The 13,184-nt window shown below is 72.1% G+C and carries 14 protein-coding genes; 10 read left to right on the top strand and 4 right to left on the bottom strand.

All coding sequences use genetic code 11. The features are described from left to right. Positions 1-24: 24 nt before the first annotated feature. Genes IZR02_RS11960 through IZR02_RS11945 form a run of 4 tightly spaced genes read left to right on the top strand, consistent with a single transcriptional unit; the run spans position 25 to position 2,758 of the window. Positions 25-411 (top strand): PLDc N-terminal domain-containing protein, encoded by a 387-nt coding sequence (locus IZR02_RS11960; RefSeq protein WP_025105568.1) that lies wholly within the window; start codon positions 25-27, stop codon positions 409-411. Between the two features lie 33 nt (positions 412-444). Next, positions 445-1,389, top strand: a complete 945-nt coding sequence (locus tag IZR02_RS11955; RefSeq protein ID WP_025105569.1) for a DUF1214 domain-containing protein — start codon at positions 445-447, stop codon at positions 1,387-1,389. Positions 1,390-1,422: 33 nt separating this feature from the next. After that, positions 1,423-1,965, top strand: coding sequence for a VOC family protein (locus tag IZR02_RS11950; RefSeq protein ID WP_025105570.1), 543 nt, complete (start codon positions 1,423-1,425; stop codon positions 1,963-1,965). Next, on the top strand, positions 1,955-2,758 hold the full coding sequence (locus IZR02_RS11945) for a MerR family transcriptional regulator (protein WP_025105571.1): 804 nt from the start codon (positions 1,955-1,957) through the stop codon (positions 2,756-2,758). The genes IZR02_RS11950 and IZR02_RS11945 overlap by 11 nt, the downstream gene beginning before the upstream one ends. 19 nt (positions 2,759-2,777) lie before the next feature. Here the strand turns inward: IZR02_RS11945 and IZR02_RS11940 are convergent, their stop codons facing one another. The 3 genes from IZR02_RS11940 to IZR02_RS11930 are packed head-to-tail and all read right to left on the bottom strand — an operon-like array spanning position 2,778 to position 5,044. Next, entirely contained in the window at positions 2,778-3,764 is a 987-nt protein-coding gene (locus IZR02_RS11940) for an epimerase (protein ID WP_025105572.1), read from the bottom strand. Next, positions 3,761-4,393 carry a DUF4166 domain-containing protein gene (locus IZR02_RS11935; RefSeq protein ID WP_025105573.1) on the bottom strand — a complete coding sequence of 211 codons (633 nt, stop codon included), beginning with the start codon at positions 4,391-4,393 and terminating at the stop codon, positions 3,761-3,763. The genes IZR02_RS11940 and IZR02_RS11935 overlap by 4 nt, the downstream gene beginning before the upstream one ends. Before the next feature lie 9 nt (positions 4,394-4,402). Continuing rightward, on the bottom strand, positions 4,403-5,044 hold the full coding sequence (locus IZR02_RS11930) for a TetR/AcrR family transcriptional regulator (RefSeq protein WP_025105574.1): 642 nt from the start codon (positions 5,042-5,044) through the stop codon (positions 4,403-4,405). Between the two features lie 105 nt (positions 5,045-5,149). Here IZR02_RS11930 and IZR02_RS11925 point away from each other — a divergent pair, with 105 nt between their 5' ends. Further along, a complete protein-coding gene (locus tag IZR02_RS11925; RefSeq protein WP_029990100.1) occupies positions 5,150-5,956 on the top strand; it encodes a sugar phosphate isomerase/epimerase family protein in 807 nt (268 codons plus the stop codon). Next, positions 5,956-7,092 carry a Gfo/Idh/MocA family protein gene (locus IZR02_RS11920; protein WP_025105576.1) on the top strand — a complete coding sequence of 379 codons (1,137 nt, stop codon included), beginning with the start codon at positions 5,956-5,958 and terminating at the stop codon, positions 7,090-7,092. The genes IZR02_RS11925 and IZR02_RS11920 overlap by 1 nt, the downstream gene beginning before the upstream one ends. Here the strand turns inward: IZR02_RS11920 and IZR02_RS11915 are convergent. Next, positions 7,044-8,261: an ROK family transcriptional regulator gene (locus tag IZR02_RS11915; protein ID WP_025105577.1), complete on the bottom strand. Its 1,218-nt coding sequence runs from the start codon at positions 8,259-8,261 to the stop codon at positions 7,044-7,046. The genes IZR02_RS11920 and IZR02_RS11915 overlap by 49 nt on opposite strands. Before the next feature lie 115 nt (positions 8,262-8,376). Here IZR02_RS11915 and IZR02_RS11910 point away from each other — a divergent pair, with 115 nt between their 5' ends. The 4 genes from IZR02_RS11910 to IZR02_RS11895 are packed head-to-tail and all read left to right on the top strand — an operon-like array spanning position 8,377 to position 13,182. After that, positions 8,377-9,486, top strand: a complete 1,110-nt coding sequence (locus tag IZR02_RS11910; RefSeq protein WP_025105578.1) for a Gfo/Idh/MocA family protein — start codon at positions 8,377-8,379, stop codon at positions 9,484-9,486. Beyond that, positions 9,483-11,003, top strand: a complete 1,521-nt coding sequence (locus tag IZR02_RS11905) for a sugar ABC transporter ATP-binding protein (RefSeq protein WP_025105579.1) — start codon at positions 9,483-9,485, stop codon at positions 11,001-11,003. The genes IZR02_RS11910 and IZR02_RS11905 overlap by 4 nt, the downstream gene beginning before the upstream one ends. Beyond that, positions 11,000-12,136, top strand: coding sequence for an ABC transporter permease (locus tag IZR02_RS11900; protein ID WP_025105580.1), 1,137 nt, complete (start codon positions 11,000-11,002; stop codon positions 12,134-12,136). Before IZR02_RS11905 ends, IZR02_RS11900 begins: the two co-directional genes overlap by 4 nt. After that, complete coding sequence (locus tag IZR02_RS11895) at positions 12,133-13,182, top strand: ABC transporter permease (protein ID WP_025105581.1); 1,050 nt, start codon at positions 12,133-12,135, stop codon at positions 13,180-13,182. The genes IZR02_RS11900 and IZR02_RS11895 overlap by 4 nt, the downstream gene beginning before the upstream one ends. The last annotated feature ends 2 nt before the right edge of the window (positions 13,183-13,184 follow it).

Below are 13,184 nucleotides of genomic sequence, written 5' to 3'. Positions count from 1 at the left end.
CCGTGCGTCGTCTACCCTGAACCCATGCCGTTCCTGTTCTCGCTCCTGGTCATCGCGCTGATGATCGGTGCGCTGATCGACATCATCACGCGCGACGACTCGCAGGTGAAGCACCTGCCGAAGATGGTCTGGATCATCATCGTGATCCTGCTGCCGTTGATCGGCAGCGCGCTGTGGTTCGCGCTCGGGCGGGAGTACGGGGAGGGTGGCGTTCCGCTCCCGCGGATGCGGCGCGCCGAGCGCCCCGCGGCCCCGACGACGACGGTCGCACGCCCCGCGCCGCCGGTCGACGTCCGGTCCACCGAGCAGCAGATCGCGGACCTCGACCGGGAGATCGAGGAGTGGCGGCTGCGCGAGGAGATCGAGAAGCGGCGTCGGGAACGGGGAGACGACGCTCTTCCGTCGTCCTAGCCGCCGAGCGGTGCGGCCTGCCAGGATGCCGTCATGAGCATCCTCGTGAACGTCGACAACTTCGCCCTCGCCGAGACCCACCGCATGATGCGCGACCTCCAGAAGGAGGCCGGGGGTGTGGACCGGTTCCTGCACAACCGGGCTCCGGCCGCGATCGACCGGCAGACCGTGATCCGGCTGAACCGCGACACGCTGTACAGCTTCGCGGTCCTCGACATCAGCGAGGGCGCGACGTTCAGCATCCCGGAGCACGGCGACCGTTACCTCTCGGCGATGGTCGTCAACGAGCACCACTATGTGGATGCGATCTTCCACGAGGCGGGCGAGCACACGCTGACGGAGGCGCAGTTCGGGACGCCGTACGTCGTGCTGGCCGTGCGCATCCTCGTGGACCCCGCGGACCCGGCGGATGTGGCGGAGGTGGGGGCGCTGCAGGACCGCATCGCGCTGCACAGCGGATCGGCCACGCCCTTCGCGATGCCGGACTACGACACCGTCAGCCTCGATGAGACCCGCCAGGCGCTGCTCGCGTTGGCCCGGAACCTGCGGGGTTTCGACCGCATGTTCGGCAGCGAGGACGAGGTCGACCCGGTGCGGCACCTCATCGGCACGGCGGCGGGCTGGGGAGGGCTTCCCTCATCCGAGGCGAGCTACATCGGCGTCGATCCGCGTCTGCCGGTGGGCCGCTACGAGCTCACGGTCGACGAGGTCCCCGTCGACGGCTTCTGGTCGATCTCGGTGTACAACGCCGACGGCTTCTTCGAGCCGAACGATCGCGAGGCCTACACGATCAACGACATCACCGGCGTCCGCAACGACGGCGGCACGATCACCGTCCGCTTCGGCGACCATCCGGAGGGCGTGCCGAACGTGCTCCCGATCACGGAGGGCTGGAACTACCTCGTCCGCCTCTACCGCCCCCGCCCCGAGGTGCTCGACGGCAGCTGGACGTTCCCGACGCTCCGGGAATCGGCTTGACCCTGACGCCGCGTGAGGCCCGATCGTGGAGTCATGACTGATCACTACAACGCTTTCGAGATGAGCCCGGTGCCGGCGCCGGGCCCCGACGCGGTCGCACCGGAGCTGTTCCGGGGCATCTACGGGATGCCCGCCTTCGTCACCATCCCCACGACGGACCTCGCCGCCTCGGTCGAGTTCTGGACGCGGGGCCTGGGCTTCTTCGAGCTCTTCGGGGTGCCGGGGCGGATCGTCCACCTCCGGCGGTGGGTCTTCCAGGATGTGCTGCTCGTGCCGGGCGAGACCGCACAGGAGACAGCACCCGGCCTGCGGGTCAGCTTCGCGTGCGTGCTCGGCCAGATCGAGCCGCTCGTGGCGGCCTGCCGGGCGTGGGGTCCCGGCACGGTCGGGGATCCGATCGACACGCCCTGGAACACCCGGGATGTGGAGATCGTGACCCCCGAGAACGTGCGCGTCGTCTTCACGGCGGCGAAGCCCTACGAGCCGGGGAGCGTCGAGGCGGCCACCCTCGCGGAGATGGGCATCCGTCCGCCCGCGGACACGGCGGAGATCGGAGGAGGAGTGGATGCCGGATGACAGCGGCGCCGCGGACCTGACCGTCGGTCGGGCCGCGGCGCTCGCCGGGGTGACGGTGCGGACGCTGCATCACTGGGACGACATCGGTCTAGCCCGTCCGTCCGCGCGTTCGGCGGCCGGATACCGGGTGTACACGGACGTCGATCAGGAGCGCCTGCGGCGCATCGTCGTCTATCGCGAACTCGGTCTCGGCCTCGAGGCGATCCGCCGGCTGCTGGACGATCCGGCCACGGACATCCTCACCGCGCTGCGCGCGCAGCAGGAGCAGCTCGCGACCCGGATCGCACGCCTGACCGATCTGCAGGCTGAACTGGAGCGGATGGTGACCTCCCACGAGCGCGGCCTGATGCTGAGCGCGGGCGAGCAGCGCGCGGTGTTCGGGCCCGATTGGGACCCGTCCTGGCCTCTCGACGCGCGCCGCCGCTGGGGCGACACGGTGCAGTGGCAGCAGTACGCGGAGCGATCCGCCGCGCGCGATGCGGGGGAATGGCAGGCGGTCGCGGACGCGATGCGGGAGTTCGAGTCCGCCCTCGCGACGGCCATGGATGCCGGTGTGGCTCCCGGGACGGCGGACGCCGATGCGCTCGTCGAGCGACACCGTGCGGTGTTCTCGGCATACTTCCCGTTGAGCAGGGAGATGCAGGTCGTGCTCGGTCGGCTGTTCGTCTCCGACCCCGGCTACGCGGCGCACTACGACGGCATCCGCGCGGGGCTGGCGGAGTGGTTCCGCCGCAGCATCGAGGCCGAGGCCCGGCGTCATGGCATCGATCCGGAGTCAGCGGTCTGGCGGTGACCCCTCTGCGCCCGCCGGGTCAGGCCGCGTGCGTCCGGGGATCCGCGTCCGTGACGGCGAACGAGGCACGGACGGCCTCCTCGAGGTCCGGGTAGCGGAAGGTGAAGCCGGCGGCGGTGAGCTTCTCGGGGAGGACCCAGCGGCTCTTGAGCACGAGCTCGGTCTCGGTGCGGATGCCGATGGCGCCGAGCTCGAGCATCCAGCGCGGCATCGGCGGGCCGACCTTCGCCCCCAGCACGCGGCGCACGGTGGCCATGAAGGCGGCGTTGTCGACGGGGTGCGGCGAGGCGGCGTTGACCGGTCCGTCCAGAGCGGGGGTCGCTTCGAGGAACTCGATGATGCGCGCCACGTCCTCGATGTGGATCCAGCTGAAGCGCTGTCGCCCGCGACGGGCGCCGGGGTGGTGGGCGGTGCCGGCGGCGCGGCGCGCGGGGCCGACCGGCCAGAACCCGTCGTACTGCGGGCCGCCGAGCCCCCGCCGCGCGAGCGTGCGCAGCGGTTCCAGCACACCGCCGTCGCCGAGGACGATGGCGGTGCGGAGGGCCACGCGGCGGGTGCCGGGGAGCGCGTCGGCGAAGAGTGCACGCTCCCACGCCTTGGCGACCTCGACCGAGAAGCCCGTGCCGATCTCGCCGGAGGACTCCGTCATCGGCCGGTCCTCGGCGTGCCGGTAGATCGTCGCCGTCGAGGAGTTGATCCACAGCGGGGGCGGGGTGGCCGCGCGGGAGATGGCGCGGCTCAGGGCCGCGGTCGTGTCCAGGCGGGAGCGGAAGATCTCGGCACGGTTGCGCGGCGTGTAGCGGCAGTTCACGCTCTTGCCCGCGAGGCCGATCACGAGCGAGGCCCCGTCGACGGCGGCGTCGATGCCGTCCTGATCGCTCCAGGTGAGGTCGCTTCCCGAGCGGGAGATCGTGACGACCTCGCGCCCGGCATCCCGGAGTCGCGCCGTGAGGAATCGCCCCATGAACCCTGTGGCCCCGCCGATGACCGCCCGGTCCGTGCTCATGCGCTGTCGTCCTTCCGATCGGGTTCGAGGGCGTAGTCGAAGTCGCCCCGGTACTCGTAGAGGCGGCCGAGGAGCGGGGCGTCGACCGTCAGGCGCACCCGCTGACGACCGGCCTCGTCGTCCCAGCGCTCGACGAGCCGGACCACGGGAGCCACGATCCGCGGGATGCGGAGCCGGAAGCGCCCGAGACGGATGCCCACCGCGCGACTGGTCAGGTGCAGGGCGCCCGCGCGGGGCTCCACGGCGAAGCAGGCGATGACAAGCCCGGGCTCGCCGAGCTCGTCGACGATGCGGCCGTGCCGCGTCGGTGCCACGGCGTCGCGCATGACCCACGGCCCGCTCGCGAACCGGAAGGTGCGCTCGGCGATCGCGCGGGAGGCGATGGTCCGGTTCTCGATGCGGAAGGGCACGTCGCGCTCCCAGCGGGCGGCGATCACCCCGCGCCGCTCGAGGCGGCGGAGGAGCGGCCAGAGCGCGCGGCGCGGCGTGCCGACGCGCTGGAACGTGCCTTCGCCGACGCCGACCATCCCGTCCGGGACCGCCTGGAAGTAGGTCCGGAGTCGGGGGTGAAGCTCGGCGAGGCGCTCGCCGAGGGCCCTCGCGTACGGGGACTGCGGCACGGGCGTCACGGTTCGAGCCTAGCCCTCGGGGACGCCGCCCCGGCCCGTGCCGTCCGCCGGGCGGAGCAGACGGTCGAGGAGGGCGAGGGCCTCGTGCTGCGGAGCCGTGTCGTCCAGCAGCCACTGCGTCTGCAGGCCGTCCGAGGCCGCGACGACGAGGGCGGCGACCGCGAGAGGATCGACGTCGGCCCGGATGCGCCCGTCCGTCTGCTGCTCGCGGACCGTCTCGGCGATGTCGGCCCGCAGGCGGGCGAAGCGCTCGGTCGCGAAGGCGCGGGCGGCAGGATGGCCCTCCTCGAGCGCGCTGGCGACGAGCGTGGAGTACAGCTGCACCAGACCGGGGACCTCGCGGTTGGCTCTGGCCGACCGGATCATCCCCTCGACGGGGTTCGCGGGTTCCGGCTCGGTCTTGCGTCCCGGGGCGTTGCTCTCGACGTAGACCGCGACGAGCAGCTCCTCCAGCGACCCGAAGTAGTGGGTGAGGGCGGCATGCGTCACCCCCACCTCCTTCGCGATCGCCCGCAGACTCGTGCGGTCGGCGCCGCGGGCCGCGAACACCTCGATCGCGCGGTCCAGGATCTCCTGGCGGCGGGCGATGCCCTTGGCGTACGTCCCGCGGGGACGCGGGCGTCCGGAGTCGTCGGAGGGGGCGGCGGGCATGTCCCGAGTCTATCGACAAGAAACTTCCACCTGGAGGTATTCGGTGCTAGCGTGCGTGCAGGCGCCCAACGCCCGCCTGTCACCGACGACCGAGGAGCACGACCGATGACGATCCAGACCTCTCTGCAGCTGTTCACGATCCGCGAGCAGCTGGAGGCCGACCTCGAGGGCACGCTCGCCGCGGTGGCGGCGCGCGGGTTCACCGCGGTCGAGCCCTACGACTTCGTGCGCCGGGCGGACGACATGGCCGCCGCCGTGTCGGCCGCGGGACTGACCGCCCCGTCCGGGCATGCGTTCCTCGCGACCCCGACCTTCGTGCGCCCGGACGGCTCCGGCACCACGGCTCCCGTCCCTCCGCCCGCGGAGGTCTTCGCGGCCGCGAAGACGCTCGGCATGGACACGGTGATCGATCCCTACACCGAGCCGGCGCGCTGGGGATCGGTCGACCAGATCGTCGAGACCGCCCGGCTGCTCAACGAGGCGGCGGAGATCGGCGCGGAGGCCGGTGTCCGAGTCGGCTACCACAACCACGCGCATGAGCTGGAGGCGGTGTTCGACGGGGTGACCGGGCTGGAGATCCTCGCGGGGCACCTCGATGAGCGCGTCGTGCTGGAGGTCGACCTGTACTGGGTCGCCCGGGGCGGCGTCGACCCGGTGGCCCTCGTGGAGCGTCTCGGCGAGCGCGTGATCGCGGTGCACGCGAAGGACGGCACCCTCGACCCCGCGCTGCTGGACGCGTACCCGCCGGCCGATCAGGTGCCCGCGGGCGACGGGGCCGTGCCGCTCCGGGAGGCCATCGCCGCCGCGCCCGCGCTCGAACTCGCCATCGTGGAGTTCGACCACTACGACGGTGACCTGTTCGACGCCATCGAGCGCAGCCGGGTCTTCCTCGACGCCGAGGCCGCGCGCTGATGGTGCGCGGGGGTGGCGTCGTCGGCGTCGGCCTCATCGGCGCCGGAAACATCAGCGATCAATACCTGCAGAACCTCACGCGCTTCCCGGACGTGGAGGTGCGGGCGATCGGCGACCTCGTCGAGGAGCGGGCGCGCGCGCAGGCCGCGGCGTACGGGGTGCCGCGGGCCGGGGGTGTGGAGGTCGTGCTCGACGATCCCGACATCGACATCGTCGTGAACCTCACGATCCCGGCCGCGCACGTCGCCGTCTCGGAGGCGATCGTCGCCGCCGGGAAGCACGTATGGACCGAGAAGCCGCTCGGCGTGGACCGCGAGGAGGCGCGACGCCTGCTGGAGACGGCCGCAGCGGCCGGACTCCGTGTCGGCGTCGCGCCCGACACCGTCCTCGGCCCCGGCGTGCAGACCGCGAAGCGCGCGATCGCCCGCGGTGACATCGGGCGTCCGCTGTTCGGTCAGACGACCTTCCAGTGGCAGGGACCGGAGATCTTCCACCCGAACCCCGCGTTCCTCTACGCGAAGGGGGCGGGGCCGCTCCTCGACATGGGGCCGTACTACGTCTCGACCCTGGTCCACGTCTTCGGGCCGGTGGCCGCCGTGGCCGCCCTCGGGCTGCAGGGGTCGCCGACCCGCCGCGTGCAGGTCGGCGACCGCGCCGGGGAGGAGTTCCCGGTCGAGATCCCGTCCACGCTCAGCGTCCTGATGGACTTCGAAGGCGGCGGTCAGGCGCAGAGCCTCTACAGCACGGACTCGCCGCTGGTGCGGCAGGGCATCGTGGAGATCACGGGAACCGAGGGCACCCTCGTCATCCCCGACCCGAACACGTTCGGCGGGCCGATCACGATCACCCGGCCGCTGTCCCGGCACTTCGTGCCACCGGAGCCGGTGGTGCAGGAGGTCGTCGATGTCGCGCCGGAGGGGGTGCTCGCGGGGCGCGGGCTCGGGCTGCTCGACATGGTGCGCGCGATCGCGGAGGACCGACCGCACGTCGCCACCGGCGACTTCGGGTACCACGTGCTCGACACGCTCCTCTCGATCGAGGAGGCCGCAGCGCGGCGCACGTTCGTGGAGGTCGCGAGCACGCTGGATCAGGTGGGCGCGCTGCCCGCCGACTTCGATCCCTTCGCGGCGACGTAGCGGTCCACGTTCGCGGGGGAGAGCACCTCGCGGGCGACCATGATCGCCGCCCCCAGCACCGCGGCGCGGTCGCCCGCCTGCGACTGCACGATCGCGAGGTGCTGGGTGGCGAGCGGGATCGAGCGGCGGTAGACGACCTCGCGGACGCCGGCGAGCAGGTGCTCTCCCGCGCGGGCGATGCTGCCCCCGAGCACGATGATCGACGGGTTGAGCAGGTTCACGACCGTCGCGAGCACTTCGCCGACATCGCGACCCGCCTGGCGGGTGGCCTCGATGGCCGCCGCATTGCCGGCGCGGACGAGGTCGACGACGTCGGAGGCGTTGTGCACGTCGTGGCCTTCGGCGCGCAGCGCGACGGCGAGGGCCGAGCCGCTCGCGAGGGCCTCGAGATCCCGTTCGTCGCCCGGCTCCCGCCCCGAGCCGGCGCTCATCGGCACCTGGACGTGGCCCATGTCGCCCGCCGATCCCTGGGCACCGCGCTGGAGCTGACCACCGGCGATGATGCCGGCGCCGATGCCGGTCGAGACCTTCACGAACACGAGGTCGTCCACCCGCGGCCAGCTCGTGGCCTGCTCGCCGAGCGCGAGGATGTTCACATCGTTGTCGACGAGGACCGGGACGTCGAACGTGCGCTGCACATAGCCGGGGACGTCGAAGCGGTCCCAGCCCGGCATGATCGGCGGGTTGGTCGGGCGCCCCGTGGAGTGCTCGACGGGGCCGGGGACGCCGATGCCGACGCCCACGAGGGGAAGGCCCTCGGCGGTCGCGGCGAGCAGGGCCGTCCCCTCCGCGAGGATCGCGTCGAGGAGGGCCTCGGGGCCGTCGCCGATGTCGATCGCGCGGGTGCGCGCGTCGAGGATCACGCCGGCGAGGTCGGCCACGGCGACGGTCGCGTGCGTGGCTCCGAGGTCGACCGCGAGGACGAGTCCGGCGCGGGGGTTGAACGCCACGCGGGCGGGAGGACGACCGCCGGTCGACACCGCTTCACCGGCGGGGCGGAGCAGGTCGGCGGCCAGCAGCGCGTCGACCCGGGAGGCGACGGTGGAGCGGGCGAGGCCGGTGAGGGCGGCGAGCTCCGCCTTGGTGCGCGCGTGTCCGTCGCGGAGGATCTGGAAGATCTCGCCGGTCCCGGGGGAGGGCGTCGCGAGCGGCCTCAGCACGTCAACCATGGCGTCAGTAAAGCACAGCACTTCTCGCAGTCGGCTGTGCGACTTCAGATTCGTTACAAACAACTTTTGACGAAGGGCTAGCAAAAGTCCTGACCGCTGTGTCAGACTCGCCGCCATGACAACGGATGTCACTGACACCGGTCTCGGGACGATCCGAACCGGGATCCTCGGCGGGGGCTTCATGGCCCGCGTGCACCGCACGGCCGCCCGAGACGCGGGCGGCGCGCTGCGCGCCGTCGCCACCCGGTCCGCCCAAGGCGCGAGGGATGCCGCGCAGCTGCTCGGCGCCGCACGCGCCGAGCACGACGCGGAGGCGCTGCTCGACGCCGACGACATCGACGTCGTCCACATCTGCACCCCGAACGCCACGCATGCCGACCTCGCCCTGCGCGCGCTGCGGGCGGGCAAGCATGTCGTGTGCGAGAAGCCCCTCGCCACGACCGCCGCCGACGCCGCCGCGCTCGCCGCGGAAGCCGCCGAGAGCGGGCTCGTCGCGGCCGTCCCCTTCGTGTACCGATACCACCCCATGGTGCGGGAGGCCAGGGCGCGCATCGCCCGCGGCGAGGCCGGGGAGCTGCTCACGCTGGACTGCTCGTACCTGCAGGACTGGATGCTGCGGCCCACCGACGACGACTGGCGGGTGCGATCCTCGTCCGGCGGGGCCTCCCGCGCGTTCGCCGACATCGGCTCGCATCTGTGCGACCTCCTCGAGTTCGTCACGGGTGACCGGATCCGCGCCCTGAGCGCCCGTACCCGCCGGGTCTTCGCCGAGCGGGCCGGGCAGGCCGTCGACACGGAGGACATCGTCGCCGTGCTCGTCGAGACCTCGGCGGGGGCGCTCGGCACGCTGCTCATCTCGCAGATGGCGGCGGGCCGCAAGAACGCCCTCACCCTGGAGCTGCACGGGACGCGGCAGAGTCTGCGGTTCGAGCAGGAACGGCCGGAGGAGCTCTGGGTCGGCATGCGCGAGGAGTCGCGGCTGCTGCTGCGCGACCCCGCCACGGCCGACCCGGAGTCCGCCCGGCTGCAGCGTGTCCCGGCCGGGCATGCCATGGGGTATCAGGATGCCTTCAACGGTTTCGTCGCCGACGTCTACGCCGCGATCGCGGGCGACGTCCCCGATGGACTGCCGACGTTCGCCGACGGCCACCGCGCGGCCGTGCTGACCGAGGCCGTGCTCGATTCCGCCGCCCACGAGGGCCGCTGGACGGAGGTGCCGGCATGACCGCGACGACGACGCAGCCGGTGCTGCGGGTGGCCGGGATCCGCAAGGCGTTCTTCGGCGTGGAGGTGCTGAAGGGCATCGACTTCGACGTGCGGCCCGGGGAGGTGCACGGCCTCGTCGGCGAGAACGGCGCGGGCAAGTCCACCCTCATGAAGATCATCGCGGGCGTGCAGCCGGCCGATGAGGGGACGATCACGTACCGCGGCGCGGAAGTGCGCCACGCGCACCCGCGGCAGGCGATGGACGCCGGCATCGTCACGGTGTTCCAGGAGTTCACCCTGCTCCCGGAGCGCACGGTCGCGCAGAACGTCTATCTCGGCCGGGAGCCGCGGCGCGCGGGGCTCATCGACGTCCGGGCCATGAACGTGCGTACCGGGGAGCTGCTGAGCGATCTCGGCGTCTCCTTCATCGATCCGCAGTCCCGCGTGGGCTCGCTGACGGTGGCCGAGCAGCAGATCGTCGAGATCGTGAAGGCGCTGTCGTTCGACGCGCAGGTGATCTCGATGGACGAGCCGACCGCCGCCCTCAGCGACCGCGAGGTGGAGCTGCTGTACGCGATCATCCGCCGGCTCACGTCCCGAGGGGTCGCCGTCATCTACGTGTCGCACCGGCTGAAGGAGATCTTCGACCTCTGCGACCGGATCACGATCCTCAAGGACGGCGCCCTCGTCTCCACGGACGAGACAGCGGCGCTGACCACCGACGAGCTCGTGCGCCGGATGGTGGGGCGGTCGATCCAGTCGTACTTCCCCGACCCGGTGGCCGGCACGGCGGTCGGCGCGCCTCGACTCGAGCTCGACGGCTGCGGGAACGCCTACGTGGACGGGGTGTCGCTGATGCTCCGTGCGGGGGAGATCGTCGGGGTGGCCGGGCTCCAGGGGTCGGGGCGCACCGAGCTGGTGGAGGGCGTGTTCGGCATCCAGGCCTTCACCCGCGGCGCCGTGCGGATCGACGGGAAGCCGGTGCGGATCGGCGGACCACGCGCGGCCGTGCGCGCCGGGCTCGCCCTCGTCTCGGAGGACCGCAAGGCGCAGGGGCTCGCGCTCGGACAGTCGATCCTCGACAACGCCCTGCTCGTGGTGCGGAACGTGTTCGCGGGACGCGCCGCGGCGTCGCGCCGGGAGGTGCCGGGGGTGCTCCGCACGCTGGAGGTGTCGTCGCGCGGCCTCGACCAGGAGGTGCGCTTCCTGTCCGGCGGCAACCAGCAGAAGGTGGTGCTGGCGAAGTGGCTGCTCACCCAGCCGCAGATCGTGCTCTTCGACGAGCCGACGCGGGGCATCGACGTGGGGGCCAAGTACGCCGTCTACCAGCTCATGCGCGAGCTGGCGGCACAGGGGAAGGCCGTGCTCATGGTCTCGAGCGAGCTCCCGGAGGTCATCGGCATGAGCGACCGCATCCTCGTCATGCATGACGGCGAACTCGTCGCCGAGCTGCCGGCCGGTGCGGCCGAGCACGAGATCCTCGCGGCGGCCACCGGCGCCGACCGCGGTCCTTCGACGAACGGGGGTGCGCGATGAGCCGCCGCACCGGAGCCCGTCTCCGCATCGACTCGACCGTCATCGTGCTCGGCATCCTGCTGCTCGCGCTCGTGGTCGGCGCGATCCTCGTCGCCACGGTCGGTCGCAACTTCCTCAGCCCGGGGAACATCCGCGACATCCTGACCGGGATGAGCGTGCTCGGCCTCGTGGCCATCGGGCAGACGCTCGTGGTGCTCGGGGCCTCGCTCGACCTGTCGGTCACCTACGTCATCAGCCTGTCGAGCCTGCTCGCGGCGACGATGATGGCCGGGAACGCGGGGAACATCCCGCTCGCCGTGATCGTGACGCTCCTCGTGTGCGCGGGGATCGGGCTCGTGAACGGGCTCATCGTGACCGTGCTCAAAGTCAACGGCTTCATCGCGACGCTCGGCGTCGGGCTGATCCTCCAGGGCATCCTCAACACGAACTTCGAAGGCTCGGCGGGCGAGGTCCCGTGGGCGTTCCAGCTCATCGGCGCGACCGGCGTCGGACCGATCCCGGTGTCCACGCTCATCATGATCGCGCTCGCCGTGCTGGTCTGGGTGCTGCTGAACCGCACCCGCACCGGCGCCCATCTCTACGCCGTCGGCGGCGACCCCGAGATCGCTCGGCTCAGCGGCGTGCGCACCCGCCTCCCGCTGATCTGGGCGCACGTGCTGTGCTCCGTGTTCGCGGGCCTCGCCGGACTCCTGCTCGCCAGCCGTCTCGGCGTGGGCAGCCCGACGGTCGGTCAGCAGGGTGGCTACGCGCTGCTCTCCATCGCCGCGGTCGTGCTCGGCGGCACCCTGCTCCTCGGCGGACGCGGCTCGATCTGGGGCACCATCGGCGGCGTCGCCATCCTCGCCGTCGTCGACAACGTCATGAGCGTGCTGCAGGTGAATCCCTTCCTCAAGGACGTGGTGCGCGGCATCGTCATCGTCGCCGCGGTCGCCGTCTACAGCCGGCGGGCCATCGTGCGGCGTCGTCCCCGCTTCGGCGCCGGCGGCACGCGCACCGGGGGAGACGACGCCGCGAAGGCGGCCGAAGCCGACATGGCGGTCGCGGCCGCCGAGCTCGCCGATCCGACCACCGAGGTCGCCGCCGTCGACAGCGCCGGGGATACCGCCTCCGTGCGGGAAGGAGGACGCTCATGAACGCGCTGCGCACGCTCGTCAGCCCCCGCGGGGCGGTCTTCCTGCTGCTCGTGATCCTGCTCGTCGCGGTCGCCGTGCTCAACCCGAGCTTCGCCGAGCCCGGGCAGTTCATGCGCTACCTGCAGCGCGTCGCCCCCATCGCGATCGTCGCGATCGGGCAGTACTTCGTGATCATCGCGGGGGAGTTCGACCTCTCCCAGGGATCGCTCATCACGGCGCAGGTCATCATCGCCGGCAACCTCGTCGGCCAGGACGACGCCCGCACCCTCCCTGTCCTGCTGCTCATGATCGTGTTCGGCGTCGTCGTCGGGCTCGTGAACGGCGTCCTCACGACGCTGCTCAAGGTGCCGTCGTTCATCGTCACGCTGGGCATGATGCTCGCCCTGCTCGGCGGCGTGATGTGGTGGACGGGCGGCGCGGCCACGGGGAACCCGGCCGACAGCTTCCGGGAGATCGGTCGCGGCGGGATCCGCGACCTCCCCGTGCTGGAGTTCCTGCCCTGGGCCGTCCTCCTGCTCGCCGCCTGGCTCGCCCTCGGCATCGTCATCACCAAGCGCCCGCTGGGCAAGACCCTCATCGCAATCGGCGACAACGCCCGCGCGGTGGACTACGCCGGTGCCCGCCGGGCCTGGGTCACGACCCGCGCGTTCGTGCTGTCCTCCCTCTCGGCCACCCTCTCCGCCGTCCTGCTCGTCGGGTACGCGGGGGTGCACCCGTCCGTCGGCCGCGGCTACGAGTTCACCGCGATCACCGCGGTGGTGCTCGGCGGCGTCGTGCTCGGCGGAGGACGAGGGTGGATCGTCGGCGCCGTGGCCGGAGCCTTCGCGCTGGAAGCGCTGTTCCTGCTCCTGAACATCGCGGGCGTGCCCTCCACGCTCCGCGACGCCGTGCAGGGCGTCATCATCATCGCGGCCGTCGCCTATGCGGGGGTCGCCTTCCGAGCCCGCCGCCGGCGCGGTCCCCAGCCGACGGACGTCCCTACCGCGGGGACCGAGAACGCCGAGAACCGCACCACCGCATCAAGCCCTACAACCAGAGGAGATTAGCA

Source organism: Microbacterium paraoxydans (assembly GCF_019056515.1).
Taxonomy (GTDB): domain Bacteria; phylum Actinomycetota; class Actinomycetes; order Actinomycetales; family Microbacteriaceae; genus Microbacterium.
The sequence above is the reverse complement of the archived record's forward strand: the minus strand, read 5'-3'. Positions and strand labels throughout refer to the sequence as shown.

Excerpts from the sequence above, each read along its gene's own strand:
- IZR02_RS11960 (WP_025105568.1), top strand. The coding sequence starts at position 25 with ATGCCGTTCCTGTTCTCGCTCCTGGTCATCGCGCTGATGATCGGTGCG.
- IZR02_RS11955 (WP_025105569.1), top strand. The coding sequence starts at position 445 with ATGAGCATCCTCGTGAACGTCGACAACTTCGCCCTCGCCGAGACCCAC.
- IZR02_RS11950 (WP_025105570.1), top strand. The coding sequence starts at position 1,423 with ATGACTGATCACTACAACGCTTTCGAGATGAGCCCGGTGCCGGCGCCG.
- IZR02_RS11945 (WP_025105571.1), top strand. The coding sequence starts at position 1,955 with ATGCCGGATGACAGCGGCGCCGCGGACCTGACCGTCGGTCGGGCCGCG.
- IZR02_RS11940 (WP_025105572.1), bottom strand. The coding sequence starts at position 3,764 with ATGAGCACGGACCGGGCGGTCATCGGCGGGGCCACAGGGTTCATGGGG.
- IZR02_RS11930 (WP_025105574.1), bottom strand. The coding sequence starts at position 5,044 with ATGCCCGCCGCCCCCTCCGACGACTCCGGACGCCCGCGTCCCCGCGGG.
- IZR02_RS11925 (WP_029990100.1), top strand. The coding sequence starts at position 5,150 with ATGACGATCCAGACCTCTCTGCAGCTGTTCACGATCCGCGAGCAGCTG.
- IZR02_RS11920 (WP_025105576.1), top strand. The coding sequence starts at position 5,956 with ATGGTGCGCGGGGGTGGCGTCGTCGGCGTCGGCCTCATCGGCGCCGGA.
- IZR02_RS11915 (WP_025105577.1), bottom strand. The coding sequence starts at position 8,261 with ATGGTTGACGTGCTGAGGCCGCTCGCGACGCCCTCCCCCGGGACCGGC.
- IZR02_RS11910 (WP_025105578.1), top strand. The coding sequence starts at position 8,377 with ATGACAACGGATGTCACTGACACCGGTCTCGGGACGATCCGAACCGGG.
- IZR02_RS11905 (WP_025105579.1), top strand. The coding sequence starts at position 9,483 with ATGACCGCGACGACGACGCAGCCGGTGCTGCGGGTGGCCGGGATCCGC.
- IZR02_RS11900 (WP_025105580.1), top strand. The coding sequence starts at position 11,000 with ATGAGCCGCCGCACCGGAGCCCGTCTCCGCATCGACTCGACCGTCATC.
- IZR02_RS11895 (WP_025105581.1), top strand. The coding sequence starts at position 12,133 with ATGAACGCGCTGCGCACGCTCGTCAGCCCCCGCGGGGCGGTCTTCCTG.